The sequence below is a fragment of the Olsenella sp. An285 genome (assembly GCF_002159625.1).
Lineage (GTDB): Bacteria > Actinomycetota > Coriobacteriia > Coriobacteriales > Atopobiaceae > Thermophilibacter > Thermophilibacter avicola.
Map to the genome: position 1 here is coordinate 40,905 of NZ_NFIZ01000008.1, position 26,666 is coordinate 67,570.

At 67.1% G+C, this 26,666-nt stretch carries 22 protein-coding genes; 14 read left to right on the plus strand and 8 right to left on the minus strand.

What is annotated here, in order from left to right:
• Positions 1 to 13 precede the first annotated feature (13 nt).
• Positions 14 to 2,986, plus strand: coding sequence for a glycoside hydrolase family 2 TIM barrel-domain containing protein (locus B5F79_RS06640; protein ID WP_087219182.1), 2,973 nt, complete (start codon positions 14 to 16; stop codon positions 2,984 to 2,986).
• Between the two features lie 41 nt (positions 2,987 to 3,027).
• On the opposite strand, the gene B5F79_RS06645 is transcribed toward B5F79_RS06640, so the two are convergent.
• From B5F79_RS06645 to B5F79_RS06665, 5 genes are all read right to left on the minus strand, one after another.
• Positions 3,028 to 3,330, minus strand: a complete 303-nt coding sequence (locus tag B5F79_RS06645) for a helix-turn-helix domain-containing protein (protein WP_087219185.1) — start codon at positions 3,328 to 3,330, stop codon at positions 3,028 to 3,030.
• Entirely contained in the window at positions 3,317 to 3,697 is a 381-nt protein-coding gene (locus tag B5F79_RS06650; protein WP_087219188.1) for a type II toxin-antitoxin system RelE/ParE family toxin, read from the minus strand. The genes B5F79_RS06645 and B5F79_RS06650 overlap by 14 nt, the downstream gene beginning before the upstream one ends.
• A gap of 282 nt (positions 3,698 to 3,979) precedes the next feature.
• Entirely contained in the window at positions 3,980 to 4,408 is a 429-nt protein-coding gene (locus B5F79_RS06655) for an FKBP-type peptidyl-prolyl cis-trans isomerase (protein WP_087219190.1), read from the minus strand.
• 139 nt (positions 4,409 to 4,547) lie between these two features.
• Positions 4,548 to 5,690 carry a hypothetical protein gene (locus tag B5F79_RS11140; RefSeq protein WP_087219193.1) on the minus strand — a complete coding sequence of 381 codons (1,143 nt, stop codon included), beginning with the start codon at positions 5,688 to 5,690 and terminating at the stop codon, positions 4,548 to 4,550.
• Complete coding sequence (locus B5F79_RS06665) at positions 5,677 to 6,036, minus strand: PadR family transcriptional regulator (protein WP_087219196.1); 360 nt, start codon at positions 6,034 to 6,036, stop codon at positions 5,677 to 5,679. The genes B5F79_RS11140 and B5F79_RS06665 overlap by 14 nt, the downstream gene beginning before the upstream one ends.
• 166 nt (positions 6,037 to 6,202) lie before the next feature.
• Between B5F79_RS06665 and murI the strand changes: the two genes are divergently transcribed.
• Positions 6,203 to 6,982 carry a glutamate racemase gene (gene murI, locus B5F79_RS06670; protein ID WP_087219356.1) on the plus strand — a complete coding sequence of 260 codons (780 nt, stop codon included), beginning with the start codon at positions 6,203 to 6,205 and terminating at the stop codon, positions 6,980 to 6,982.
• Between the two features lie 266 nt (positions 6,983 to 7,248).
• Positions 7,249 to 9,171, plus strand: coding sequence for a bile acid Fe-S flavoenzyme BaiCD (gene baiCD, locus B5F79_RS06675; protein WP_087219199.1), 1,923 nt, complete (start codon positions 7,249 to 7,251; stop codon positions 9,169 to 9,171).
• A 209-nt stretch (positions 9,172 to 9,380) separates the two neighbouring features.
• On the opposite strand, the gene B5F79_RS06680 is transcribed toward baiCD, so the two are convergent.
• Positions 9,381 to 10,265, minus strand: coding sequence for a DegV family protein (locus B5F79_RS06680; protein WP_087219202.1), 885 nt, complete (start codon positions 10,263 to 10,265; stop codon positions 9,381 to 9,383).
• A gap of 102 nt (positions 10,266 to 10,367) precedes the next feature.
• Between B5F79_RS06680 and B5F79_RS06685 the strand changes: the two genes are divergently transcribed.
• The 11 genes from B5F79_RS06685 to B5F79_RS06735 all read left to right on the plus strand — a co-directional run bounded on the left by B5F79_RS06685 (position 10,368) and on the right by B5F79_RS06735 (position 24,571).
• A complete protein-coding gene (locus tag B5F79_RS06685) occupies positions 10,368 to 12,083 on the plus strand; it encodes a M3 family oligoendopeptidase (protein ID WP_087219205.1) in 1,716 nt (571 codons plus the stop codon).
• Positions 12,084 to 12,135: 52 nt separating this feature from the next.
• Positions 12,136 to 12,654: a hypothetical protein gene (locus B5F79_RS06690; RefSeq protein ID WP_087219208.1), complete on the plus strand. Its 519-nt coding sequence runs from the start codon at positions 12,136 to 12,138 to the stop codon at positions 12,652 to 12,654.
• A gap of 9 nt (positions 12,655 to 12,663) precedes the next feature.
• A complete protein-coding gene (locus B5F79_RS06695) occupies positions 12,664 to 13,896 on the plus strand; it encodes a helix-turn-helix domain-containing protein (protein ID WP_087219211.1) in 1,233 nt (410 codons plus the stop codon).
• 408 nt (positions 13,897 to 14,304) lie between these two features.
• Positions 14,305 to 15,540, plus strand: coding sequence for an MFS transporter (locus B5F79_RS06700; protein ID WP_087219215.1), 1,236 nt, complete (start codon positions 14,305 to 14,307; stop codon positions 15,538 to 15,540).
• Between the two features lie 420 nt (positions 15,541 to 15,960).
• Positions 15,961 to 16,524, plus strand: a complete 564-nt coding sequence (locus B5F79_RS06705) for a GNAT family N-acetyltransferase (RefSeq protein ID WP_087219218.1) — start codon at positions 15,961 to 15,963, stop codon at positions 16,522 to 16,524.
• A gap of 343 nt (positions 16,525 to 16,867) precedes the next feature.
• Positions 16,868 to 19,120, plus strand: a complete 2,253-nt coding sequence (locus B5F79_RS06710) for an ABC transporter substrate-binding protein (protein ID WP_087219221.1) — start codon at positions 16,868 to 16,870, stop codon at positions 19,118 to 19,120.
• A gap of 203 nt (positions 19,121 to 19,323) precedes the next feature.
• Entirely contained in the window at positions 19,324 to 20,310 is a 987-nt protein-coding gene (locus B5F79_RS06715) for an ABC transporter permease (protein WP_087219358.1), read from the plus strand.
• Positions 20,311 to 20,327: 17 nt separating this feature from the next.
• Complete coding sequence (locus B5F79_RS06720; protein WP_087219224.1) at positions 20,328 to 22,004, plus strand: ABC transporter permease; 1,677 nt, start codon at positions 20,328 to 20,330, stop codon at positions 22,002 to 22,004.
• Positions 22,005 to 22,017: 13 nt separating this feature from the next.
• Entirely contained in the window at positions 22,018 to 23,244 is a 1,227-nt protein-coding gene (locus B5F79_RS06725; protein ID WP_087219227.1) for an ABC transporter ATP-binding protein, read from the plus strand.
• Positions 23,245 to 24,279, plus strand: coding sequence for an ABC transporter ATP-binding protein (locus tag B5F79_RS06730; protein WP_206391066.1), 1,035 nt, complete (start codon positions 23,245 to 23,247; stop codon positions 24,277 to 24,279).
• A gap of 7 nt (positions 24,280 to 24,286) precedes the next feature.
• On the plus strand, positions 24,287 to 24,571 hold the full coding sequence (locus B5F79_RS06735) for a hypothetical protein (protein WP_087219230.1): 285 nt from the start codon (positions 24,287 to 24,289) through the stop codon (positions 24,569 to 24,571).
• 128 nt (positions 24,572 to 24,699) lie between these two features.
• Here B5F79_RS06735 and B5F79_RS06740 read toward each other — a convergent pair whose 3' ends face one another.
• Together B5F79_RS06740 and B5F79_RS06745 are read right to left on the minus strand one after the other, a co-directional pair.
• Complete coding sequence (locus B5F79_RS06740) at positions 24,700 to 25,380, minus strand: PspA/IM30 family protein (RefSeq protein ID WP_087219233.1); 681 nt, start codon at positions 25,378 to 25,380, stop codon at positions 24,700 to 24,702.
• Between the two features lie 13 nt (positions 25,381 to 25,393).
• Entirely contained in the window at positions 25,394 to 26,503 is a 1,110-nt protein-coding gene (locus B5F79_RS06745) for a hypothetical protein (protein ID WP_143786264.1), read from the minus strand.
• Positions 26,504 to 26,666 lie beyond the last annotated feature (163 nt).

Genomic DNA, 26,666 nt, shown 5'->3' on the forward strand with positions numbered 1-26,666 from the left:
GGAGGTTTGTGACGTGAGGTACGTGCTGGATCGGGCGGCGTACTGTGACGCGGGGGTCATCGCGGAGAATCGGCTGCCGGCGCGGAGCTACTTCATCCCGTACCCGGATCGGGCGGAGGCGGTGCCGGCGGCGCGGAGGCGCTACGAGTCGCCGCTCGTCCGGTGCCTGAGCGGGGAGTGGGACTTCCGGTTCTACCCGCGGCCCGCCGAGCTGCCGGACGTCCTGGACACCGAGACCGTTGCCTGGGACCGCGTGGCCGTTCCCGGGTGCTGGCAGTTCCAGGGCTACGACCGCCCCTTCTACGTGGACGAGCGCTACCAGTTCCCGTTCGACCCGCCGCGCATACCCGAGGAGGGCCCCGTGGGGCCGGTCTTCTCGCTCATCGGCGGCGAGGGCGGGCGCCCGCACGTGGCGCACCCGGTTGGCGAGTACAACTTCGCGGGCGTCTACCGCCGCACCTTTGACCTGGACGAGCGCGAGGCGTCCGTGGGCCACGTCATCTCCTTCCTGGGCGTCGCCAGCTGCCTCGACCTCTACCTCAACGGCCGGCACGTGGGCTATGCGGAGGGATCGCACAACACGGCGGAGTTCGACATCGCGCCGTGCCAGCGCGCGGGGACAAACGAGCTCGTGGCCGTGGTACGCCGCTGGTGCACGGGCTCCTACCTCGAGTGCCAGGACATGTTCCGCAACAACGGCATCTTCCGGGACGTGCTGCTGCGCGAGGTCACCCCCTCCGGAATCTGGGACGTGGGCGTGCGCACGCGCCGAGAAGAACGGGCGAGCCGCGTGCGCTACCACATGGCCGTTGACCTGCGCCTCGTTGCCGAGAGCACGGTGCGCGTGACGCTGCTCGGGCACGGGCTCGAGCGGGTGGCGGAGGCGCACGCGGACGGGTGCCGCGCTACCGTCGACCTCGGCGAGCTCGACGTGCTCGAGTGGACGGCTGAGACCCCGCACCTCTACGACCTCATCCTGGAGACGCCCACGGAGTGCGTGCGCGAGCGCGTGGGCTTTCGCGAGGCGCGCGTGGACGGCAGGCGCTTCCTCGTGAACGGCCGGCCGGTCAAGCTGCACGGCGTCAACCACCACGACACGAGCCCCACGGCGGGCTACGCCATGACGCCGGCGGAGATCGAGCGCGACGTTCTTCTCTGCAAGAGCCACAACATAGACACCATCCGGACCTCGCACTACCCGCCCGACCCGTACCTCCTGGAGCTCTGCGACGAGCTGGGCGTCTACGTGATAGACGAGGCCGACCTCGAGACCCACGGCGCCCTGGTGGGCAAGTTCCCCGCGAGGCAGAACCGCCTCACCAACGACGCCCGCTGGGAGGCGCGCTACCTCGACCGCGCCGAGCGCCTCGTGGAGCGCGACAAGCTCCGCACGTGCGTGATCATGTGGAGCCTGGGCAACGAGGCGGGCGGCGGCTGCAACGCCGACGCCATGTACGGGCTCGTTCGGTCGCGCTCGAGCCTGCCCGTGCACTACGAGGGCGCCATCCACTCGCTGCGCCGCGCCTACGACGTGGGAAGCGAGATGTACTCCACCGTCGAGCGCGTGCGGAGCGTGGGCGAGGGCCGCTCGACCACGCGGCGCCTCAACGACCGGCCGTACCTCCTCTGCGAGTACGCGCACGCCATGGGCGTGGGCCCGGGCGGCATCGAGGACTACTGGAGGCAGATCTACGCCTTCGACTCCCTGATGGGCGGCTGCGTGTGGGAGATGGCCGACCACGCCGTGCTCCACCCGGACGGCCGCTACACCTACGGCGGCGACCACGGGGAGTGGGAGCACGACGGCAACTTCTGCGTGGACGGCATCCTCTACCCGGACCGCACGCCCTCCACGGGCGCGCGCGTGGTGCGCCACTGCTACCGGCCCCTGCGCGTCCGGCACCTGGGCGGGGACTTCTTCATGGTCCACAACGCGACGTCGTTCACCTCGGGGGAGGCGTTCTCGCTCCGCTTTGAGTGGAACGACGGCGGCGTGGCCGAGCTCTCGTGCGACGTGGCGCCGCTGCGGCAGCAGTCCTACCTGGTGAGGCCCACGTCGTCCGTGGCGCGCGAGCTCGGCGAGGGCCTGCGGCGCGACCGCTCCCGCAGGGTGACCGTCACGGTTCGCCGCCGTGACACAGGGGAGGAGGTCTCCCGCGAGCAGATCCGGCTCTCGGAGATGGCGCCGCTGGGCGACGTCCTTCTCGCACGCGACGCGGCGTTTCCGGAGGGCTGCGAGGTCACGGGGGAGGGGCTCGCCGTCGCCGGCGTCATGGCCCCGGCCGCGACTCCCGTTCTTCTCTGCCGTGCAGAGACGGACAACGACAGGTACCTCTCCGGCGGGCGGCCCATGGAGCGCTTCTACGACTGCCGACGCGAGGTCCTCTCCGTGGTCGAGGGGGAGGGCACGGCCGTGGTGACGTCGAGGCTCGTCTTCCCCCATCACCGCTTTGTCTGCGAGGACACCTACGAGGCCGTTGCCGCGGGCGTGCTCGTGACGTCGCGCCTCCACTGCGAGCGCGGGCGCGGCGACCTGCCGCGGTTTGGCGTCTGCTACCGGCTCGACGCCTCCTGGGACAAGGTCGAGTACCTCGGGCGCAACGGGGAGTCCTACCAAGACATGTGCGAGCAGACGCAGGTGGAGCGCGTCTCCTGCCGCGTGGCGGACATGACCGAGCCCAACATCCGCCCCCAGGAGAGCGGCAACCGCATGGACTGCCAGTACGTCATCGTTTCGAATGGCGAGAAGAACGTGCAGCTCACAGCCGTTGACCGGCCGTTCGAGCTCGCGGTCAAGCCCTATTCCGACGAGGAGCTGCGCGGCATGCGCCACCGCGAGGACGAGGCCCGCTCGGGCACCTACGTGACCGTCCAGGCGTTCCAGATGGGAATCGGCTCGGGGAGCTGCGGCCCCGCCACGCGCCCGGAGTACCGCTTCGACTGCAGGCGAGACTACGAGCTGCGCTATCTCGTGAGCTGGGAGTAGGGGGCGCCTCGGGCCCCATGGGACGGTTCCATGGACCCGCGCTAGACGAGCCTGATGGTCTTGTCGCCGATCTGGATGATTGCCTCGAAGGTGCCTCCCAGGGCCTCGGCATAGCGCGCGAGCGTGCTTACCTTGAGCGAGCTCACGTCGCCGCTCTCCACCTCGGAGACGCGCGCCTGGCTGATGCCCATGCGCTCCGCCACGTCGGACTGCGTGAGGTGCTCCGCCTTGCGCGCCTCCCTCAGCTCGTAGGCCCGGCACTCGGCGATGAGCTTGAGCGCCTCCTGGTGGATCTCCTCGCGGTCAAAGCCCCTGCGAGCGATGAAATCATCAAGTGTGTCCATTGGCTTCCCTTTCTGACAGGTATTGTCTGTAGCGCCTCTTGGCTTCTGGAATTGCCTTCCTATACCACCTGTTCCACTTTGGTCCTCTCGAAAGAATCCCGGCTTTATCTCCTGCCAGTAAGGTGACTGCGCATCGCTCGTCATCGAAGACAAACAGAATTCGAATCTCGCTCCTTCCTGTAGACCTCGGTCTGAGCTCCTTCAGGTTATGGATCGAGGACCCCTTTACAGTGTCAACGAGGGGGCGTCCAAGCGAGGGGCCTTCGGCGGCCAGTGCGTCAAGTGCTGAGGCAACTTGCCTTGCGATTGGCTCCTTTAGCGAGTCGAGCCAGCTTTTGATGAATTCTGTCTGAATCGTCCATCTCATAATACAACCTTTCCCCTATATTGCTCAAGAGGCATGATGCCCCGCTCGTGTAGGAGGGCATGGCTTAGTTGTCTGTATGGGATGGATCGCTACCTGACGTTCGGATTCGGCGACCTGTCCAATGCGCTGGGTTCTTTGACCGCGACTCTCGCTGGTCGCAGCAGTTCTTCGCTGCGCCCACATCTTAGTACAAACAAATGTTCGAGTCAAGAAGAAAAAGAGGGGCCCGCGACGCACTGTGAGCTGGCGCCGCGGGCCCCGATAAGGTGGCTTCCCCTCCGGCTACTCCTCGACCTCGAGGAGCTCGATGTTGAAGTTGAGCGCCTTGCCGGCCATCTCGTGGTTCATGTCAAAGGTGATGTTGCCGTCCTCGAGGGCGGACACGATGGCGGGGAAGGGCTGGCCGGTGGGGGCGGTGAGCATCACGCGGTCGCCGACGGAGAGGGTCTCCGCACCGGGCATGGCGCTCACGGGCACGGTCTGGATGAGGCGCTCGTCGCGCTCGCCGTAGGCGTCGGCGGGCTCGAGGCGGATGTCGACGACCTGGCCGACCTCCATCTCGCGCACGGCGGCGTCGAAGCCGGGAATCATCTGGCCGGCCATGCAGGTGAAGGCCAGCGGCTCGTTGCGGTCGCGGGAGGAGTCGAACTTGGTGCCGTCGTCGAGCGTGCCGACGTAGTGAACCTTGACCTTCTTGCCCTCGTTGCTCATGGAATCTCCTGTCTTTCGGGGCTGTTCCGGTCCCTGATTGTGACAGATTAGGTGGGCTCTCGCTCGGAGGACCATACGTACCCGTCATTCTGAACCCCATGTGAAGCGAGAATCTGACGAGTACGTATGGTCGGCAGATCTAGTCGCGGTCGGCGCGGTCCCAGATGCGGTCCCAGACGCGCTTCTCCATGAGCTGGTCGCGCAGGGCTGTCCAGTTCTCGCTGGTGAGCTGGCTCGCATCGAGCGTGACGCCCAGCACCTCCTCCATCGAGGCTCGGTCGAAGACGTGCACGTCGGTCTCGGTGTGCGGGCTGTCGTCATCCGGCTCCGTCTCGTAGACGGTCAGCGTGTCCAGGTCGCCGATCGCGCACATGAGGGCGGCTACGTTGAAGACCAGGGCGCGGTCGACGTAGTCGTCGTCGCGGGCGATGTAGTCGCGCTCGTCATGCGTGGGGTAGCTGTAGGTGACCTCGAGAGATCCCGTCCTCGTGCCCGCATTGGCCCCTGCGAAGTAGGTGCTCAGCGGGAGCCCCTGAACGAGCTTCGTGAGGGAGTCCTGGTCCGGGTTGGCGGTGCTGAGCGAGGCGTAGCCCGAGAGCGTCTCCGGTGCGACGGCGTTGATCTGGTTGCTCAGATCGTCGGCCGGGACCTGCGTGGTGCCGGTGGGCTGGCCGCCGGTCGTCTGCGACGTGGTTCCGCCGTTGCCGGTCGTCAGCGACGTGGTGGTGTCGGTTCCGCCGGTGGGCTCGGCGGTCGTCCCGGGCTCGTCGACCTGCTGGACCGTCTGCGAGGTCTGCCCCCGGTAGTCCTCGTTCGCCCGCTGCGTGTCCAGCAGGTTGAACACGGTGCAGCCCGCTATGCCCGCGACCACGAGAACGACCGCCACCACCGCCACGATCACGCCCGTGCTCCAGCGCCTGGGTGCGGGCGCCGCGGCGGGGCCGGGCGCGGCTGGCGCCGGCGGCGTCACGGTGGTGGGCGGCTCGGACGAGGCCGGGGGAGGCGGCACGGGGCCTGCCGCGTGCTCGCGCCCGGGCATCACGCGCGTGGGCTCGGCGGGCTCGTCCTTCTCGCCCGCGCCAATGACGTCATCCACGCTGGTCACGGCCTCGCAGGTGCGCGCATACGCCTCCTCGGCGCTCATGCCCTGTGCGAGGTAGTCCTCGTAGCGGGCCACGAGGTTGCCGTAGATCTCCTCCTTGAGCTCGATGGTCTCGGCGTCGAGCACGCGACCTTCGAAGAGGTGCTCGACGTACATCCTGATGTCGCTAGCGGTGCTCATTGGTTCCCCCGTTCTGCCTGAGGAGTCGGTCGATGATGGTGCGCACGCGAACCCAGCGCGCCGTTGCCTCGGTAAGCTCTCCAAGGCCCGAGTCGGTGATGTGGTAGTACTTGCGGCGCGCCCCCTGGGACTCGTTGCCCCAGTAGCTCTCCACGAACCCCTGGCCCTCCAGGCGCTTGAGGCTCGTGTAGAGCGAGGGCTCCTTCATCTCGTACGCGCCGTCGCTGGCGCTGGCGACGTCCTTCAGGATCTCGTACCCGTACGAGTCCCCGTCCGTGAGCGTGTTGAGAACGATGGCGTCGATGTTGCCCCGGATGAGGTCGCTCTCCGCGTCTCGGCCTGCCATGGTCACCTCCCTGCTCGTCCTGACTTTTGCTCAGTCTACCAAATTACTATGTCACACAATATACCATTGGAGAGATTGAACTGTGAGTGGCAGTAATCACCGGGCGAGAGGCGCCCTCCCTCGATGCGGTATGCTGAAAGGCGACAAGGCAAAGGGGGCGGGTGACATGGGTGAGGCGCGCGACGGCTTCGTGGGGGTCTTCGACTCCGGGCTGGGCGGCATCAGCGTGCTTCGTGCGCTGGTGGAGGAGCTGCCGCACGAGGACTTCCGCTACTTCGGCGACTCCGCCAACGCCCCCTACGGGGAGAAGACCGAGGCCCAGGTGCTCGACCTCTCCCGCAGGATAGCCGACCGCTTCCTCGCGGACGGAGCTAAGGCCATCGTCATCGCCTGCAACACGGCCACCTCCGCCTCGGCGGCGACGCTTCGCGCGGCGCATCCCGACGTCCCCATCGTGGGCATCGAGCCCGCGCTCAAGCCGGCTGCGCGCGCCTTCCCGCACGGGCGCATCCTCGTGATGGCCACCGAGATGACGCTTCATCTTGACAAGTACCACGAGCTCGCGCGCGCCTGGGGAGGGGAGTGCGAGGTGATCCCCGTGCCCTGCCCGGGGCTCGCCGCACGCATCGAGCGCGGCGACCTCGACGCCCCGGATCTGGGCGAGATGGTCGAGGGCCTCGTCGGCGGCTATGCGGGCAGCGTCGACGCCGTGGTGCTGGGCTGCACGCACTACCCCTTCGTGCGCCGGCAGATCGAGCGCGTCCTCGGCCCCGGTGTCGCCTTCTTCGACGGCGGTGCGGGTACGGCGCGGCAGCTCCGCAAGCGGCTCGCGGAGGAGGGGCTCGCCGCGGTGCGCGACAGGGCCGGGCGCGTGGAGTTTGCCTCGAGCCTGGACACGCCCGATGAGCTGGGGCTTTATCGGTCGTTCTTCCACATGGAGCGCTAGGCGCCCGCACGGCTTCGGAGCGCCCCTCGTTTGTAGGGTATTTCAAACGGGGTTGCTCAAGTACTACCTGGGAAGTGCCATTTCTCTACCTGCGGGTCTTGTGCCCTCCATTTGTTGGGTATCTCGAAAGCCGCTGAGGAAATACCCCGAAAACGACCTTTTGCCGATTCACGGCGTCCCGTCGAGCGGGACCGGGGCGCATCGGCCACATCCGGGGGAACAATCCTCCCAGATGCCGGCGTCGCCGGCAGTGAGAGGAGGACCCGATGTTCGACCATCTGTTCAGCCCGTTCAAGGTTCGCGGCATGGAGCTCAAGAACCGCATCGTCATGCCCGCCATGGGCACCCGCTTCTGCGAGGACCGCTACATCACGCAGCGGCTCATCGACTACCACGTGGCGCGCGCAAAGGCCGGGTGCGCCCTCAACATCGTGGAGGTGTCGAGCGTCCACACGCCCAGCGCGCCGAGCATGTTCGTCTCCATCTCGGAGGACTGCTACGTCGAGGGTCACCGCCGTCTCGTGGACGCCATTCACGCCGCGGGCGGGAAGGCCGGCGTCCAGCTCTGGCAGGGCTCGATCGCGGTTGGCATGGACCGCTCCGCGCAGATGCTCGTGGCGTCCGACCTGCCGCTCGCCCCGGGCTTTACGCTGCCGGGTATCACGCACGAGCAGATAGACGAGATCGTGACCTGCTTCGGCGAGGCCGCGCGCCGCGCCCGCGAGGCCGGCTACGACTGCGTGGAGTTCCACTGCGCGCACAACTACCTGCCGCACTCGTTCCTCTCCGCCGGCATCAACCACCGCACGGACGAGTATGGCGGCAGCCTGGAGAACCGCGCCCGCTTCCCGCTTGCCTGCATTCGCGCCATCCGCGCGGCCATCGGCGACGACATGGCGCTTCTCATGCGCATCGACGCCCATGACGACTTCCTCGAGAACGGCATGACCATCGAGGACACCATCGAGTTCTGCCGCTGGGCCGCCGAGGCCGGCGTGGACGTGCTCGACGTCTCCCGCGGCAACATCATCTCCGCGGCCAACGCCTACGAGGTTCCGCCCATCGACCTGCCGCCCGCCTTCAACATCGACAACGCCGCGCGCATCCGCCGCGAGACCGGCGTGCCCACCATCGGCGTCGGGCGCATCAACACGCCGCAGCTCGCCGAGGACATCCTCGCCGAGGACAAGGTCGACCTCGTGGTCATGGGCCGCGCCCAGCTCGCCGACCCCGACTTCGTGGCCAAGGCGCGTGAGGGCCGCGTGGACGACATCGTCTACTGCGTGGGCTGTGACCAGGGCTGCCTCGACGGCTTCGCGGACATGGAGCGCTTCGAGGCCATCACGTGCCTGCGCAACCCCGCGCTCGGGCACGAGACAGACTGGGCGCTCGCGCCCGCCGCGACGCCCAAGCGCGTGGCCGTGGTCGGCGCCGGCATGGCGGGCCTCGTTGCGGCTCAGACGCTCAAGCTCCGCGGGCACGAGCCCGTGGTCTTCGAGGCGACCGAGCGGCTGGGCGGACAGTTCGTGACCGCAGGCATGGCGCCGGGCAAGGCCGAGATGGCCGCCGCCGCTCGCTCCCAGGGCGAGCAGGTCGAGCGCCTGGGGGTGGAGATCCGCCGGGGCACCCCGTTCACGCCGGAGACCCTGAGCGCCGAGAAGTTCGACGAGCTCATCATTGCCAACGGCGCCGAGCCGCTGACGCTGGGCCTCGACGGCTCCCGTGCCTTTGTCGCGGTTGACGTGCTCGAGGGCCGCGCGCAGGTTCCGGACGGGGCGATCGTGGTCATCGGCGGCGGCCTCGTGGGCCTCGAGGTGGCCGACTACCTGGCCACGGCGGGACACCCCGTCACGGTGGTGGAGATGCTGGAGCAGGCTGGGGCCGACCTCGGCGCCGCGCGCAAGTCCATGGTGCTGATGAAGATGGCACAGCTCGGCGTGGACATCCGCACCGGCACGCGCTTCGTCGAGCTCGCGGACGGCGGCGCGGTGGTCGAGAAGGACGGCGCGGCGGAGACGCTTCCGGGCTCCGTGGTGGTCGCCGTGGGCTCGCGCTCCGTCGACAACGCCGCACTCCTTGCCGCGGCGGAGGCGGCGGGCGTCCCCGCGCACGTGATCGGTGACGCCAAGAGCCCGCGCCGCGCGCTCGACGCCACGCGCGAGGGCTTCCTCGTGGCCAAGGACCTGTAGGCGCGGCCCCGCACGAAAACGCCCGCACTCGTGAGTGCGGGCCAGAAGTGCGGGCAGTTTTGGATGGGTGGCGGCTCGAGTGCGGGCCGCCACCCATCGTTTGCGCTCAGGTGCGGGCATCGAGTGACCGCCGGCCCGCACTCGGTGCGCGGGCCGAGAAGTGCGGGCGGACGGCTCGTCGTTCTTCTCGCCAGTCGCCGTCCTTCTCGCTAGACGCGACGCTGTCCCCAGAAGAAGAGGGCCACGGTGCCGGGACCGGTGTGCACGCCGATGGTGGCGCCGATGGGGAAGATCTCCACCTTGCCGTTGAGCTTGGGGAAGCGCTCCTCGATGCGCGCGGCAACCTCCTGCGCGTCCGCAAGGCACTCGGACTGGCTGATGTAGCACGTGCCGGAGTAGTCGAGGCCGTCCTCGGCGAGCTCCTCCATCTTCTCCACCACGCGGTTGATCGCCTTGGCCTTGGTGCGGATCTTCTCCTTCACGGCGAGCGAGCCGTCGGGCTCCACGTCCATCACGGGGCAGATCTTGAGCATGCCGCCCACGAGGCCCGCGGCCTTGGAGATGCGGCCGCCGCGCACGAAGAACGTGAGGTCGGACGAGAAGAACCAGTGCTGGACCTCGTGCTTGTGGTCCTCGGCCCAGGCGGCGAGCTCGTCGATGCCCATCCCGCCGTCGCGCAGCTCGGCGAGCCTGTCCATGAGCAGGCCAAAGCCCGAGGACGCGGCGAGCGAGTCTATGACGTAGATCTTGCGGTCGGGGTACTTCTCGGCCAGCTGGTCGCGCGCGGCGCAGGCGGAGTTGAACGTGCCGGAGATGCCGGTCGAGAGCGTCACGTGAAGGACGTCCTTGCCCTGCGCGAGGTACTTCTCGAAGTGCTCCATGTAGTCGCCGGCGCTGATCTGCGAGGTCTTGGCGTCCGCGCCCGCGAGCATCTTGGCGTAGAGCTGGGCGGGCGGGTTGGTGGCGCCAAAGTCGTCCTTGCACATCTCGCCGTTGAGGAAGTAGTTGAAGTAGAGATAGGCGATGTCGCGATTTTCGAGCCACTCGCGCGTGACGTCGGCGGTGGAGCAGCAGCTGAGAACGTAGCCGGGCATGAATTCTCCTCTGACGGGTACAATACCTTCTCGAATCATAGCCGAACTCACACGCATGGCGCGCATAACGGTGTCGCCGTGCACACGCGGAGGAGGACCCACATGACGGATGCCGTCAAGTTCAAGGACATGCCCTACGAGCGCCCGGACCTCGAGGCCGTGAAGGCCGAGTACGCGCGCCTGGCCGCCGCGCTCGCCGGCGCCGAGACCCTCGAGGCCGCGGACGCCGCGTTCCTGGAGAAGGACCAGCTCGACCGCCACGTGCAGACGGCCGCCGAGCTCGCCATGATCCGCCACGTCATCGACACGCGCGACGAGTTCTACGACGCGGAGTCCGCGTTCTGGGACGAGGCCCAGCCGGAGCTCCAGCAGGCCTCCGACGCCTTCACCGCCGCCCTTCTTTCCACGCCCTTCCGCGCGCAGCTGGAGGAGAAGTACGGCGAGCTGCTCTTTGCCCAGGCCGAGCAGGAGCGCCGCACCATCGACCCCGCGATCGTGGAGGACATGAAGCGCGAGAACGCCCTTTCGCAGGAGTACGTGAAGCTCATCGCCTCCGCGCAGATTCCCTTCGAGGGCGGCACCTACACGCTCTCCCAGCTCATGCCGTTCAAGAAGTCCGCGGACGACGCCCGGCGCCTGGCCGCGTGGAAGGCTGAAGGCGCCTGGTACAAGGAGCACCAGGCCGACCTCGACCGCATCTACGACGAGCTCACCCACGTGCGCGACGCCATGGGCAGGAAGCTCGGCTACGAGAACTACCTGCCGCTCGGCTACGACCGCATGGGTCGGCTCTCCTACGGCCGCGAGGACGTGGAGCGCTTCCGCGAGGCCGTGCGCACCTACGTGGTGCCGCTGGCGGACAAGGTCTACCGCGCGCAGGCGGAGCGCCTGGGCGTGGAGTACCCGCTCTCCTTTGCCGACGAGGCGCTCTCCTTCCGCTCCGGCAACCCCGCGCCGTGCGGCACCGCCGACGACGTGCTCGAGGCCGGACGCACCTTCTACCGCGCGCTCAGCCCCGAGACCGGTGCCTTCTTTGACATGATGCTCGACCGCGACCTCATGGACGTCCTCTCCACCGAGGGCAAGGCCGGCGGCGGCTTCATGACGCAGATCCCGGACTACGACGTCCCCTTCATCTTTGCCAACTTCAACGGCACGCAGGGCGACGTCGAGGTGGTCACGCACGAGGCGGGCCACGCGTTCTCCTACTACATGAACACCCACGTGGTGCCCATCACCCTCTCCATGCCCTCGATGGAGGCCTGCGAGGTCCACTCGATGTCCATGGAGTTCATGGCCTGGCCGTGGGCCGAGGAGTTCTTCGGTGACGACGCGCGCAAGTACCGCTACGCGCACCTGGCCGGCGCCATCACCTTCATCCCGTACGGCACGATGGTCGACCACTTCCAGCACGAGGTCTACGAGCACCCCGAGATGACGCCCGCCGAGCGCCACGCCACCTGGAAGCGCCTGCTCGGCGTCTACATGCCGTGGATGCGCCTCGACGGCGACATCCCCTTCTACGCCGAGGGCGAGGGCTGGCAGCGCCAGCACCACATCTACGAGAACCCGCTCTACTACATCGACTACTGCCTCGCGCAGACGGTGGCGCTCGAGTTCTGGGCGATGTCGCAGGACGACTTCAAGGGCGCATGGGAGCACTACATGGCCTACACGCGCCAGGGCGGCACGCGCGCCTTCACGGACCTTCTGGCCCACGCGGGCATGACCTCGCCCTTCGACGAGGGCTGCCTCAAGGCCATCTGCGAGCGCGCCACCGCCTGGCTCGAGTCCTACGACCTCACCGGCATCGCGTAACGTGACAAAGGGACAGTCCCTTTGTCATGTTATGTGAGGAAGCGAGAAGAACGTGAGAAAGAAGGAGCGCGAGCGCCTCAAGGACTTCGGTCGCGGTGACGACGGCAAGATGGCCTATCTCGGCGACCACGTTCGCCTGGCGGACGGCCAGGACCGCGGCCGGCTGCTCCGCGCGCTCTGGGCGGCGTGCGGCGCGGCGACCCTGGCGACGCTCGTCGCCTCGCTTGCCAACCCCGCCGGCCTCTCCGGCTGCCCCTACGTGGTGATGCCCTACATGCTGCAGTTCGTGGCCATGGTGTGGGTGCTCTGGGGGATGGGCCGCCTCTCCGTTGCCGGGGAGCGCGTGCGCGTGTACGTGCGCGACGAGACCGTGGGCGCGCTGCCGCTGCGCTGCGTCGTGGCGGCCGCCCTGGCGCTTGTGGCGGCGGTGGGGGAGGTCGTGTTCCTCGTGCTCTCCGGAGCGGCGCCCGCGGCGGCGGACTTCGCGTTTCTCGCCTGCGAGGCGGTCGCGGTGGTGGCGCTCGTGGCGCTGCGCCGCCTCTGCCTCGCCACCACCTGGCAGCCCTGTTAGGGGGCGGACGTGACGCGAGCCCACCTGGACACATCTGTAAATTGGGGACAGTCCCCAATTTACAGAACGGGGGCGCTCATCCGGCGGGAGCGCCTCGCGCGCGACTGGAGCCTCAAGGGCCTGGCGCACGGCATCTGCGCCGTCTCGTACCTCTCCAAGATCGAGCGCGGCGAGGCCGACCCAAGCCCGGAGATCATAGGTGCGCTCCTCAGGCGCCTGGGCGTCGACTGGCACGACGACGAGGCGTTTCTCGCCCGGGCGCGCGACCTGCTGAACCGCGGCTACGACGCCGTGCTCTCCGTTGAGGAGGCCGCGCTCCCCGGGCTTCGCGAGGAGCTCGCCGCGCGATCGCGGGAGCTCGCCGCAAGTCCGCTCGCGGCGGAGGCCGCCCTGCTCGAGGGGCTTCTGGCCGCGCCGCGCCGTCCCGTGGGCCCGGAGCTCGAGGCCCTTCTGGACGGTCGGCTGCTGGGCCTGCAGCGCCTGGCCGAGGGCCGCTATGATGACGCCCTGCGCCTCTGCCCCTGTGCGCTCACCTACCTGGAGGCCGGCTTCTCCGCCTACAAGACGGGGGAGAGGAACTACGCCCCGGCAATCGAGCTCCTGCGGCGCGCCTACGACGAGGCTGCCGCGGAGGGCCGCGCGCACGTGATGGTGAGCGCCCGCGTCTACCTGGGCAACTGCTACTGCAACCAGCTGGACCTCGAGAACATGGAGCGCGAGTACGCCGCCGCCGCGCGCCTTGCCAGGGCGCTGGGCGAGAAGGACCTGCTGCGGACGATCGGCTACAATGCTGCGTCCACCCAGATCGAGTGTGGCCGCTTTGACGAGGCGTACGCGTTCTTCTCGGCGCTTGAGCGGCCGGACCCGCTTGACCTGCACAAGCTCGCGGTCTGCTGCGAGGGGCTGGGCCTGCCCGAGGAGGCGCTCGCGGCGCTCGACCGGGTGCCGGAGGATGCCGGCGGCCTCGTCCTCCAGCTCTGCGACCTCGTGCGTTATCGCCTCGAGCACGCCGACTACCTCAGGCGTCCGGAGTACGGGGAGGCGCTGCTGGTGGCGTTCGCGCGCTGCCGGGAGGAGCTGCCCATAGGGTTTGTGGCCTTCCACCTGCCCTGGGTCCTCGAGTGGTATACCGCCAACCGCCAGTACCGCGCGGCCTTCGAGCTCGAGCGCGACTTTCCCCTGAGGCTTCCGACGCGGTCTGCCGCCGCCGTGGAATACGACGGTGCGAAAGGGGTACAATAGGCTCGACGGCCGCCTACGTTGCCACACCTAGGCAGTGCCGTTACTTACGACGGGGCCGCAGGCGTTCAGCGCTTGCGGCCCGCGCTTTCATCGGATCTCCTACGCACCTCTCGAACGAACCTTACTATCGCCAAGGCGAGGTTGACGCACCTCTCCAGAAACGCAACGACCTCAGAAACATCCATCGGCATCACCTCCTCCCGCAGGAGCGGCGCTGCCCTCGGTACGCGGTTCGACCGCCGAGCCGTGAGTGAAATTCTACCCAAGTGGGGTCTAGTTTTCTCAAATAACTCGTGTAAGACGTTCTTACCTTCAAACCACATGGGATAATTTCCCAAAACATTGCGGTTCTTCTCGTTAATAGCTCTGCCAGACTAAAACAAGGACAGGCGAGAAGGACGGTGAGACATGGCGGCAACTACCCTCTGGACGCGCGACTTCACGCTCGTGACCGTGGCCTCCGCGCTCGGGGCGATCGGCAGCATCGCGGGCGGCTTCGCGCTCTCGTTCATGGTCTTCGACGAGACGGGCTCCACGCTCGCCTCGGCGCTCGTCATCGCCATCCAGCTCGTTCCGTACTTCGTGGTGCCGATCGCGGTCGCGCCGTGGATGGACCGCCTGCCGCGCAAGCCCTTCCTCGTGGCGGGCGACTGCGTGAACGGCGTCCTCTACGCGCTCGCCGGGCTGTATCTGATGAGCTGCAGCTTCTCGTACGTGGGCTACCTCGTCTTCTCCCTGGTCATCTCCTCCCTTGGGGCGTTTGACGAGCTGGCGTACAACTCCATGTACCCCAAGCTGATCCCCCCGGGCATGGAGCAGCGCGGCTACACGGTCTCGTCGATGCTCTATCCCGTCATGAACGTCGTGATGATGCCGGCGGCGGGCGTGCTCTACGAGACGGTGGGCGTGGGCTGGGTGCTCGTGGCGCAGGGCTGTCTCTCGGCGGCGGCCGCGGCCATAGAGAGCCGCATCCGCGTTCATGAGGAGCGGCGCATGGACGGCGAGCGCGCGTCGCTCGCGCTGTGGTGGGCGGACGTCCGCGAGGCGGCCCGTTACCTCCGCGGCGAGCGCGGCCTTGCCAGCATGTACGTCTACCAGGCCGTGACCAATGGCGTGGCCAGCGGCTACGCCCCTCTGCTCGTGGCGTACTTCTCCACCGCGGCCGGACTCTCTCCCGCGCTCTACGCGCTCTTCTCGGTGGCCGAGTTTCTCGGGCGCAGCCTGGGCGGCGTCGTCCAGTATCGCCTCCGCGTCCCCGACGAGCGCAAGTTTGGCATCTGCTTTGGCGTCTACAACCTCTACGAGCTCATGGACATGGCGCTTCTGTGGCTGCCGTACCCGCTCATGCTGGCCAATCGGGCGGTGGTGGGCTTCTGCGGCATCAACAGCGCCACGCTGCGGCAGGCGGCGGTGCAGACCTACCTCCCAGACGAGCTTCGCGCCCGCATGAACGCCTTCGAGGGCGCCGCGGTCATGGCGGGGCGCAGCGTGCTCGCGCTGGTGATAGGCGCGATGGGGGAGGTGCTGGACGTTCGGGCGTGCATGACGCTCGCGGCGGGTGCGACGCTTGCGACGTGCTGGGCAACGGTCTGGCGCGCCCGCGCCGACGTACGGAAGCTCTTCAAGGCGCAGCCGTCGTCGTGAGCGCCTCCGTGGGCCGGAGCGCCGTCGCGTCTCGCAAGCGGCGCAGGGGTCCGGGCGTTGTCGATTTGGGGGTCAGGGCACGAATCTGCGCCGAGGCGTTGCGGAAAGCGGACCTGGGGCACTCCGAGGGCGGGGAGAGGGTGCGCGGTTAGGGCCGCGAGACGGCCCAAAGGCGGCCTTGGGTCGGTGCTGAGGGCCAAAACGCTGCGCTTTTGGGGGACGGGGCACGCCCGCGGCCTGCGCGTTCTTCTCGCCTGGTCGGACGAGCGGTCGGCGTGGTGCCACAGCTCCGTTTTTCGCATCCCCTCATCGAAATAACGTGCCACGGGTCAAAAAGTGACGACGCGCTGCCGGGGGCGCGCCCACGCCGGCTGTTTGTGTAAATTGGGGACTGTCCCCAATTTACAGACGGAGGGTCGCATGGAGAAGGAGGACGTGCGCTGGGAGCGCGAGGACGGCCACGCGCTCAGGCTCGCGCGCGCGGAGGACGTGGAGGCGTACTGGGAGGGCTTCGACCAGTTTGACCCGGAGGGCGCGCTCCTCACGGGCAGCAGGGACCATTACGAGAAGGACGAGGTCACGAGCTTCTTCCTGCGCTGCGTGGACGATCCGGACCGTCGCGACCTGCTGATCTTCTCGCCGGAGGGTGCGGTTCTGGGGGAGAGCGTCATCAACGAGATCGACTGGGCTGCCAGGAGCGCCAACTTCCGTATAGCGCTCTTTGGCGCGCCCGCCCGCGACCGCGGCCTGGGCAGCTGGGCCTGCGCCCTCACGCGCGACCACGCCTTCGAGGGGCTGGGCCTCCATCGTCTTGAGCTGGACGTCTTCTCAATCAACCCGCGCGCGGAGCGCGTCTACGCCAAGGCGGGCTTCATCCGCGAGGGGGTGCTGCGCGATGCCATCCTCCTGCCCGACGGCACCTACTGCGACGACGTCCTCATGGCCATCCTCGAGGACGATTGGCGCCGGTGCCGCGGGGCCTGATCGCGGCGCGGCAGAGGCGCGACAGAGGCGCGGCAGCGCAGCGCCAGAAACCAAGCGGAGGTGACCTCTCTCGTGTCACCTCCGTTATGTTTTTGTCAACGAGTTGTTTAGGAATGTGCCGTTTATCCGGTAAAGTACTACCGTTCACCGGTTGAGGGGAAACTGGTTTGTAACCACTGCGTGAAAGCGCAGGGCATGTGGCTCGTTTTCAGATTTCGAGAACGTAAACTGCCCTACGCATGTACTGTGCCCATCCATCGGGCGCTGTGCTTACAGCCGCGGGGCGCCGACCGGCGTCGCGCGGTCTCCAACATCCCCACTTACGGGAGGAAAGGTAGGGAACATGCTCGTTACTAGAAGGAAGATGCTCGGCCTGTCCGCGGCCACCATGGGCGCCCTCGCGCTCGCCGCGTGCAACGGCAACACCGAGCAGGGCGGCAACGGCGGCTCTGGCGACTCCGATCACGCCGGCACGCTCGTCGTCGCGGGCAACGGCCTCGAGGGCAAGTTCTGCCCCCTGTTCACCGCTTCCGCGGCTGACCAGGACGTCGTGAGCTTCAACAACATCACGCTGCTCATGACCGACCGCATGGCCGAGCCGGTCCTCAGCGCCATCGAGGGCGAGACCAGGGAGTACAACGGCACCGAGTACACCTACACCGGTCCCGCTGACATCACCATGGAGGAGAACGCCGACGGCACCGTCACCTACACGGTGAAGATGCGCGACGACCTCAAGTTCCACGACGGCAACCCCGTCACCATCGATGACGCGATCTTCACCTTCTACGCGTACTTCGACCCCACCTATGACGGCTCCGCCACCATCTACTCCAACGACATCGTCGGCCTTCAGGAGTACCGCTCCGGCATGGCTACGCTTGCCTCCCTCATCGGCAACGCCGGCCGTGACAACACCGACTTCACCAACTTCACGCAGGAGCAGCAGGACGCCTTCTGGGCGGCCGTCGACGACGGCGGCACCAAGTTCGCCCAGGAGATCGTCGACTACATGATGGAGAACGGCGCCACCGACGTCGCCTCCGCCGCCGCCGGCTGGAACTACCCCGACCTGCCCGCTGACGCCACCGCCACCGACTTCTTCGAGGCCATCGGCGCTGCCTACGACTGGAACTTCTCTGCCTGCGAGGCCGAGACCGCCGGCACCGCCCTCTCCGAGCTCATCCCCGAGGACGTCTACGCCATGGGCACCCAGGGCGTCGAGACCGGCGAGGCCGCTGCCAACGTCTCCGGCATCGTCCGCGTTGACGACTACACCATGACCGTCACCACCAACGGTGTTGACGCCACCATGATCTACCAGCTCTCCATCGCCCCGTGCTCCTACAAGTACTACGGCGACGAGTCGCTCTACGACTACGAGAACAACTCCTTCGGCTTCACCAAGGGTGACCTCTCCAAGGCCCGCAGCCTCAACGGCCAGCCCATGGGCTCCGGCGCCTTCAAGTTCGACAGCTACGAGGGCGGCCAGGTCCTCATGTCCGCCAACCCGGACTACTACAAGGGCGCCCCGAAGGTCTCCAACCTCAACATCGTGGAGACCCAGGAGGCCGATATGGTGACCGGCGTCCAGGCCGGCACGCTCGACGTCTCCCAGCCGTCCTACTCCATGGAGGTCGAGACCCAGATCAAGGAGATCAACGGCAACGATGACGTCAACGGCGACGTCTTCTCCACCTTCCTGCACGACTTCCGCGGCTACGGCTACATCGGCATCGCCGCCGGCAACGTGTGCGTGAACGGCGAGGCCGGCTCCGACGCCTCCAAGGCGCTCCGCAAGGCCCTCTGCACCGTGATCGCCGCCTACCGTGACTCCGGCGTCGCCTCCTACTACGGCGACACCGCCACCGTCCTCAACTACCCGATCTCCACCTCCTCCTGGGCCTCGCCCAACGAGACGGACCCGGGCTACGAGGTCTGCTACTCCACCGACGCCTCCGGCAACCAGCTCTACACCGCTGACATGAGCGACGACGACCGTCACGCCGCCGCCCTCGCCGGTGCCCTCACCTGGTTCGAGGCCGCGGGCTACACCGTCGCCGACGGCAAGGTCACCGCTGCCCCCGCGGGCGCCAAGCTCGAGTACCGCTGCAACATCGGCGGCGGCGGCCAGGGCGACCACCCCACCTTCATGATCCTGCAGGAGGCCGCGGACGCCTTCGCGAGCATCGGCATCACCTTCACGGTGAACGACATCGCCAACTCCGCCGACCTCTTCGCGTCCTACCAGTCCGGCGCCGCCGAGATGTGGTGCGCCGCCTGGCAGTCCACGGCTGACCCCGACATGTACCAGCTCTATCACAGCCAGGGCTCCACGAACTACTACCAGATCAACGACGCCGACCTCGACGAGCTCATCGAGGCTGGCCGCCAGAGCCTCGACACCGAGAGCCGCAAGCCCATCTACAAGGAGGCCATGGACATCGTCCTCGACTGGGGCGTCGAGCTCCCGGTCTACCAGCGCTCCGAGTGCACGCTCGTCTCCAGCGAGCGCGTGAACGTCGAGTCCGTCGTTCAGGACCAGACCCCGTACTGGACCTGGAAGGACGAGATCGAGAAGCTCGAGCTCAAGTAGTGTCCTCCAACCTGAGCTAAATCGCGTCGGGCGCGGCGGCGATGAGCCGTCGCGCCCCGCCGCGTTGCTTGGGGAGGCTTTCCCTGTTGGATTGAGAGACCTCCTTCCCGTGCTGGGAGTTCGATCGTCTGCGCTTCCAGCGCAGAAAAGGGGTCTCTTCTTCCCGCGACCGCGCGGGCATGAGTGAGAGGAGCGTTTGCGACGTGAGAACCTATATCGCCAAGCGCATCGGAATCTCGGTCATCATCTTGTTCTGCGTGACCTTCATCATCTACGGCCTGATGCGCTCGCTGCCGGCATCCTACGTGGAGACCATGGCAATGCAGCTCTCCCAGGCGCCCGGCGCCAAGCCCTACGAGGAGTGGCTGGCGCAGCTCAACGCCCAGTACGGCCTGGACCTGCCGGTGCCCATCGGCTACATCACCTGGCTCGGCGACTTCCTCACCGGCAACTTCGGTGACTCCTGGAAGTTCAACGTGCCGGTGCTCACCGAGTTCACCAACACCATCGGCATCTCCTTCGTGATGGGCGGCCTGGCGTTCGTGTTCTCCACGATCATCGCCGTGCCCCTGGGCATCCTGGCCGCCACGCACCAGTACTCCAAGTCCGACTACATCATCTCCGCCGTGGCGCTCGCGGGCATCTCCCTGCCCACGTTCTTCTTCGCCACGCTGCTCAAGCTGGTCTTCTCCGTTGGCCTTGGCTGGTTTGACCTTTACGGCCTCATGGGCCGCGACTATGCGCAGCTCGATGCCCTTGGCCAGGCGCTCGACATCGTGAACCACATGGTCATGCCCGTCGTGACGCTCACGGTGATCCAGATCGGCTCCCTTATGCGCTATACCCGCACCAACATGCTCGAGGTGCTCAATGCGGACTACATCCGCACCGCGCGCACCAAGGGCCTGCCGGAGCACAAGGTCATCTACAAGCACGCCTTCCGCAACACGCTCATCCCGCTCGTGACCGTCATCGGCGGGTCTCTCCCCGGCCTCTTCTCGGGCGCCCTCATCACCGAGACGCTCTTCATGATCCCGGGCACGGGCTACACGTCCTACCAGGCCATGACGGCCGGAGACATCCCCTACACGATGTTCTTCCTCACCTTCATCGCCATCATCACGCTTCTCTCCAACCTCCTGACCGACATCCTCTACGCGGTGGTCGACCCCCGCGTTCGCATCTCCTAGGAAGGCGGGTGTAACTCATGAGCGATTCCAAGAACGGCACGCCCGCCGAGAAGAACGACGATCAGCAGCAGTACTCCCTCAACGACGACCGTCGCGTGAAGGTGCTCTCTCCGGGCGCCCTTATCGCCAAGCGCTTCTTCCGCAACCGCCTGGCCGTCGTGGGCCTGGTCATCCTCGTGGCCATGTTCCTGTTCTCCTTCGTGGGCGGCCTCGTGAGCCCCTACGGGCAGGACCAGACCTTCTCCACCCTCACCAAGCTCAACACGCAGTACGCCGGCATCACCGAGACCACCACACGCCGCTACACCGCGGCGCCCGATGCCGAGTTCGGCGCGCTCGTCCAGGCCAACGCCAACTCCGCCATCAACGAGGGCGCCACGTCCTTCGAGCGCGACGGCGTGGTCTACACGATCGAGCAGCCGGCTCCCGACCTCTACACCTTCACCTCGGGCGGCTCCGTCGCGGCCTACGCCTCCAGCTACGTGGTGAGCGTGCCCGCCGGCATGACGGCACCCTCCTTCGACTTCCAGATCGCCGCCATCATGGCCATCTCCAACGCCGCCGCGGCCGGGGATACCGACGCTGACGCGCCGGAGGTCGACGAGTCCGGCGCCGTGGTCGTGGACAGCACCGAGGAGGCCGAGGATGCCGCCGAGGAGGCCGCCGAGGCCGAGGCCGCCGGCAACACCTTCGAGGCCGACGGCGTCTCCTACACCTTCGACGAGTCCGGCAACGTCATGGACGCCTCCGGCGCCACCGTCGCCATGGTGAGCCCGTTTGTCATCTCCGCCTCCGACGGCAACACCGTCATCCCCGACGATCTGCGCGAGGCCCTGCTTACCGCCGTTGACGCCGACGCCTCCGAGGTCGTCTACACGGACGCCGACGGCGCCGAGCACACCTTCTCGATCTCCTACGACGCCTACTCCAAGGTCTACAACGTCACCGAGACCACGGAGAACCTGGTCTACGACCGCTACGCCAGCCCCTCGCTCGAGCACTGGCTCGGCACGGACGGCAACGGCATGGACATGCTCACGCGCCTCATGTACGGCGGTCGCGTGTCGCTCATCATCGGCTTCATCGTCGTCTTCATCGCCGCGGGCCTGGGCGTCATCATGGGCGGCATCTCCGGCTACTTCGGCGGCTGGGTCGACAACCTGATCATGCGCATCGTCGACATCTTCTACTGCCTGCCCTCGATGCCGATCATCATCATCCTCGGCTCGGCGATGGACGCCATGCGCCTGGACCCCTGGATCCGCATGATCTACCTCATGCTCATCCTTGGCTTCCTGTCCTGGCCCTCCATCGCGCGCCTGGTGCGCGGCCAGATCCTCTCCCTGCGCGAGCAGGAGTTCATGCTCGCCACCGAGGCCACGGGCATCTCCGTCCCGCACCGCATCATCCGTCACCTCATCCCCAACGTCATGCCGCAGCTCATCGTCTCCTGCACCATGAGCCTGGGCTCCACGATCATCACCGAGGCGACGCTCTCGTTCCTCGGCCTGGGCGTCAAGTTCCCGTTTGCCTCCTGGGGCAACATCATCTCCGACGTCAACAACGCCTTCGTCATGACCAACTACTGGTTCATCTGGATTCCCGCCGGCATCTGCCTGCTGCTCGCGGTTCTTGGCTTCAACTTCGTGGGCGACGGCCTGCGTGACGCCTTCGACCCGAAGATGAACCGCTAGGGAGGGGTAGCCAATGTTTGGATCCGAAAAGAAGAAGGAGGCGGGCTACCTTTCCGCCAAGGAGTCCCGCCGAATCTCCAAGGAGAACCGCAAGATCACCGAGGGCTACGAGAAGCTGCGCAAGCGCAAGAACGTGGACCCCTCCGAGTACGCGTGCGAGATGAAGAACCCGGCCAATGCCGTCGAGTTCGACGACGTGCACACCTGCTTCTTCACCGACACCGGCGTGGTCAAGTCCGTCGACGGCGTGACCTACGACGTGCCCGTGGGCAAGACCGTGGGCGTCGTGGGCGAGTCCGGCTGCGGCAAGTCCGTCACGTGCCTCTCGCTCATCCAGCTCCTGCAGCGCCCGCAGGGCCAGGTCACCGGCGGCTCCATCCGCCTCAACCTCGGCGACCACGCCATCGACGTGACCAAGGCCCCCGAGGAGGCCATGCAGAAGATCCGCGGCTCCGAGGTCTCGATGATCTACCAGGAGCCCATGACCTCGCTCAACCCCGTCTTCAAGGTGGGCGAGCAGATCGAGGAGGTCATCGCCCTCCACGACGGCAAGGACTGGAGCGCCGATCAGATCAAGGCCCGCGCGATCGAGATGATCGAGACGGTGGGCATCGCCAACTCCGAGGGCGTCTACGGGATGTACCCGCACGAGCTCTCCGGCGGCATGCGCCAGCGCATCATGATCGCCATCGCGCTCGCCTGCAACCCGCGCATCATCATCGCCGACGAGCCCACCACGGCCCTCGACGTGACCATCCAGGCGCAGATCCTCGACCTTCTCCGCTCGCTCAAGGACAAGATCAACTCCTCGATCATCCTCGTCACCCACGACCTGGGCGTCGTGGCCGAGATGGCCGACTACGTGGTGGTCATGTACGCCGGCCGCATCGTGGAGAAGGGCACCGCGGAGGAGATCTTCGACCACCCCGCGCACCCCTACACCATCGGCCTCATGGCCTCCAAGCCGGTCGTGGGCAAGCACGTGGAGCGCCTCTACTCCATCCCGGGCAAGGTTCCCAACCCGGTCAACATGCCCGACTACTGCTACTTCAAGGATCGCTGCGAGCTCTGCGTCAAGGCGTGCTCCGGCGAGTACCCGCACATGGTTCGCCTCTCGCCCACGCACGAGGTGAGCTGCTACCGCTACTACGACAACGCCACGGCTGAGGCCGCCAGCGAGACCGCCGCGGTTCTCGACGACCTCATCGCCGGCACCGGCACCGAGGGGGAGGACAAGTAAATGGCTTCCACGAACATGACTGTGGACGTCACGTCCACCAAGGCCCCCGCGGCCCCCGGCACCGAGGACATCATCCTCGAGGTCAACGACCTCAAGAAGTACTTCCCCATCAAGGGCGGCATGTTCAACCGCACGCAGGGCTACGTGAAGGCCGTCGACGGCGTGTCCTTCAAGCTGCGCCGCGGCCACACCATGGGCCTCGTGGGCGAGTCCGGCTGCGGCAAGTCCACCACCGGCCGCACCATCCTGCGCCTTGCCGGCGAGAAGACCGGCGGCGAGGTGCTCTTCAACGGCCGCGAGGTCTACAGCCTCAACGCCAAGGAGCTCCACGACGCGCGCACCAAGATGCAGATCATCTTCCAGGACCCGTACTCGAGCCTGTCCCCGCGCCTCCCGATCTCCGAGATCGTGGGCGAGGCCGTGCGCGAGCACAACCTCGTGCCCAAGGATGAGTTCGACGACTACATCGACCGCGTCATGGAGGAGTGCGGCCTGCAGCCGTACCACAAGATGCGCTACCCGCACGAGTTCTCCGGCGGCCAGCGCCAGCGCATCTGCATCGCGCGCGCCCTCGCGCTGAACCCCGAGTTCATCGTCTGCGACGAGCCGGTCTCCGCCCTCGACGTGTCCATCCAGGCGCAGATCATCAACCTCCTGCACGACCTGCAGGAGGAGCGCGGGCTCACGTACCTCTTCATCAGCCACGACCTCTCCGTCGTCGAGCACATCTCCGACGCGGTGGGCGTCATGTACCTCGGCGGCATGGTCGAGTACGGCATGACCGAGGACATCTTCAGGAACCCGCTGCACCCCTACACCAAGGCGCTCTTCTCGGCCATTCCCATCCCGGATCCCAAGGCCAAGCAGAACCGCATCGTGCTCGAGGGCTCCATCCCCTCGCCGGCGAACCCGCCCAAGGGCTGCAAGTTCCACACCCGCTGCCCGTTTGCCAAGGACTGCTGCAAGGAGATCGCGCCCGAGCAGAAGGAGCTGGAGCCGGGCCACTTTGTCTCCTGCCACCTCTACGACGAGTAGGGGAGCCGTGGCAGCGAGGCGCCATACGGACGACTTCGAGGACGACGGCCGCGTCATCGCCGACATGTCGGCGGTGGAGCGGCCGTCGCTCCTGGGGCACGCCCCTCAGAGGCGGCCCGAGGCCGAGCCGCGCCCGCCGCTCCGGCCGCGCGTGGAGCTCACCACCAAGGAGCGCCTCTGGATGGCGCTCGGCGCCCTCAGGGCCGGTCTCACGGTGGGCTGCATCTACGTCGTGTTTCTCGGCTTTGTGATCGTGGCCCTCATCGCCCTCTGGACCGCCCTCTCTGCCTAGCTTCTTGCACAAAAGGGGACGTGCCTGAAACGTGCTAAAAATTGCACGTTTCAGGCACGTCCCCTTTTGTGCAAGAGCGGGCCGGGCATGCGCCCGACCCGCTCGCAGTGACGGAGGCTGTGAGTGCCCTACAGGCCCATCTCGGCCTTGAGGCGGGCGAGCTCGTCGTCGACGGCGGCGCTGTTGGCGGCGCCGGAGTACTTCTCGGCAAGCGTCTCGGCGTCGTCGACGGGCTCGGTGGAGAGCTCGGCCATGGCGTCGGCGGTGTCGAGCATGCGGTCCGCCTTCTCCTCCATGCGGTTGAACGCCTCGATGGCGTTCTCGGCCTTGTCGGCGCCGGAGGTGAAGCCGGCGACCTTCTCCTGCGTCTTGGCGACGGCCATCTTGGCCTTGATCGTCTCGCGACGGCTCTTGAGGTCCTCGATGTCGCTCACGAGCTTGTCGTGCATCTGGCGCATCTTGTCGGCGTTGGCCTTGGCGGAGTCGGCGGCCTTGGTGAGCTCGGCGCCGGTGGTCTCGAGCTTCTGCTTCTTGGCCAGGAAGATGCGGGCGTCGCCCTCGTTGCCGGCCTGGAGCGCCTTCTTGGCGAGGTCCTCCATGCGGGAGACCTCCTCGGCGTTGGCGTCGGCTGCGCGCTTGGTGCGGGCCTCCTCGGCCATGACGCCGGCGGTCTCGCGCTTGACCTCGGCGAGCGACTCCGTGAGGTCCACGAGGTACTGGTCGACCATCTTCGCCGGGTCCTCGGCCTTCTCGAGGAGCTCGTTGATGTTGGCCTTCACGATGGTGGTGAAGCGGTCAAGAATTCCCATGTCAGATCCCTTTCTAGTCCTTGTCCTCGTACTTGCCTGCGAGGTCTTCCACGTCCTTGTCCCCGAACTTCTCGAGCGGGGTGTTGAGGATGTCCTCCATCCTCTGCCGCTCCTCGTCCTGCTTGGCCTTGCGGCGCTTGACGACGTAGGCGATGGCGCCGCCCACGGCTATGACGAGGACCACTCCTCCCACGACGAGCATGGTCGTCTGCCCGCGCTGCTCGTCCTCGGCCGCGGCCATGATGCGCCCCGCGGTCTCGGAGAAGGCGTCGGAGAAGACCTCCTCGTCGGTGTCGGCATTGTTGTAGGCATAGTCGAGCTCGTCCGCGAGGATGCTCACAGCCTCGGAGTCCATGACGGCGGAGGCGGCGGTGCCCACGGTGTAGCCGCAGTTGAACGTGCCGTTGCCGTCATCGCAGAAGACCAGGAGGAAGTGCCCCTCGTCCGTGAAGAGCTCGGGATAGAGGCGCTCGGCGAGGGCGGTGAGCTCGGTGGTTGAGGTGGACTCGCCGTTGGGCAGGATGTAGACATAGGGCTGGACGCCCGTCTTGTCATAGAACTCCTCGAGGCCCTGGGTGAGCCTGCCCGCGTCGTGAATCCAGTCGCCGTCGGCGTCCGTGTAGTAGTCCGTCTTGGTCACCGCGTCGGCGGGGAGCTTCTCGCGAACGGTGTCCGAGCTCTGGGTGCCCGAGGTGACGTAGGCCGTGTCGCCGTACGCCGGACCGCTGCAGGTGCTGAGCGAGGTGGAGAGCAGCGCGAAGATGAGCGCCACCACGACGATGGCCATAAGGCCGCCGAGGCACCCGCCGCACCCGCAGCCGCTGCCGCCCGCGTAGCCCGGGCCAGCGGCGACGGGACGTCCAAAGCCGCCGAAGCCCCCGAACCCTCCGAAGAAGGGGACGTGCACGTGCGGGCGCGGAGGGGCGAAACCGCCTCCCGGGGGAGGGCCGCCTGCGGGCCTGCCGGCAGGTCTGCCGCCAAAGCCCCCAAAAAGGCCGCCGGAACGTCCGCCACTGGGACGCCCGCCGCCCGAGAAGCCGCCCGAGCGCCTGCCGCCGCCGGAGAACCCGCCGCTGCGGCCGCCGCCCGAGAAGCCTCCACCGCCTCCGCCAGATCTACCCATGTCACGCCCTTCTCGCTTCTTTGCCTGCTGTTAAGTATGCCCGATTTCGGCTTGCTCCGGCGATGCGGGCCCTCCGTGCCTCAACCTCGTTTGACAGATTGCTCAGGTCAAACTGTCAACCCGGCCGACATGACAGATTGCTCAGGTCAAACTGTCAACCCGG

Bases quoted from the DNA above. Each gene is read 5' to 3' on its own strand.
- B5F79_RS06740 (WP_087219233.1), bottom strand. From the start codon at position 25,380: ATGGGAATTCTTGACCGCTTCACCACCATCGTGAAGGCCAACATCAAC.
- B5F79_RS06665 (WP_087219196.1), bottom strand. From the start codon at position 6,036: ATGGCAGGCCGAGACGCGGAGAGCGACCTCATCCGGGGCAACATCGAC.
- B5F79_RS06655 (WP_087219190.1), bottom strand. From the start codon at position 4,408: ATGAGCAACGAGGGCAAGAAGGTCAAGGTTCACTACGTCGGCACGCTC.
- B5F79_RS06680 (WP_087219202.1), bottom strand. From the start codon at position 10,265: ATGCCCGGCTACGTTCTCAGCTGCTGCTCCACCGCCGACGTCACGCGC.
- B5F79_RS06705 (WP_087219218.1), top strand. From the start codon at position 15,961: ATGGAGAAGGAGGACGTGCGCTGGGAGCGCGAGGACGGCCACGCGCTC.
- B5F79_RS06710 (WP_087219221.1), top strand. From the start codon at position 16,868: ATGCTCGTTACTAGAAGGAAGATGCTCGGCCTGTCCGCGGCCACCATG.
- B5F79_RS06685 (WP_087219205.1), top strand. From the start codon at position 10,368: ATGACGGATGCCGTCAAGTTCAAGGACATGCCCTACGAGCGCCCGGAC.
- B5F79_RS06720 (WP_087219224.1), top strand. From the start codon at position 20,328: ATGAGCGATTCCAAGAACGGCACGCCCGCCGAGAAGAACGACGATCAG.
- B5F79_RS06725 (WP_087219227.1), top strand. From the start codon at position 22,018: ATGTTTGGATCCGAAAAGAAGAAGGAGGCGGGCTACCTTTCCGCCAAG.
- B5F79_RS06700 (WP_087219215.1), top strand. From the start codon at position 14,305: ATGGCGGCAACTACCCTCTGGACGCGCGACTTCACGCTCGTGACCGTG.
- B5F79_RS06645 (WP_087219185.1), bottom strand. From the start codon at position 3,330: ATGGACACACTTGATGATTTCATCGCTCGCAGGGGCTTTGACCGCGAG.
- B5F79_RS06745 (WP_143786264.1), bottom strand. From the start codon at position 26,503: ATGGGTAGATCTGGCGGAGGCGGTGGAGGCTTCTCGGGCGGCGGCCGC.
- B5F79_RS11140 (WP_087219193.1), bottom strand. From the start codon at position 5,690: ATGAGCACCGCTAGCGACATCAGGATGTACGTCGAGCACCTCTTCGAA.
- B5F79_RS06730 (WP_206391066.1), top strand. From the start codon at position 23,245: ATGGCTTCCACGAACATGACTGTGGACGTCACGTCCACCAAGGCCCCC.
- baiCD (WP_087219199.1), top strand. From the start codon at position 7,249: ATGTTCGACCATCTGTTCAGCCCGTTCAAGGTTCGCGGCATGGAGCTC.
- murI (WP_087219356.1), top strand. From the start codon at position 6,203: ATGGGTGAGGCGCGCGACGGCTTCGTGGGGGTCTTCGACTCCGGGCTG.
- B5F79_RS06650 (WP_087219188.1), bottom strand. From the start codon at position 3,697: ATGAGATGGACGATTCAGACAGAATTCATCAAAAGCTGGCTCGACTCG.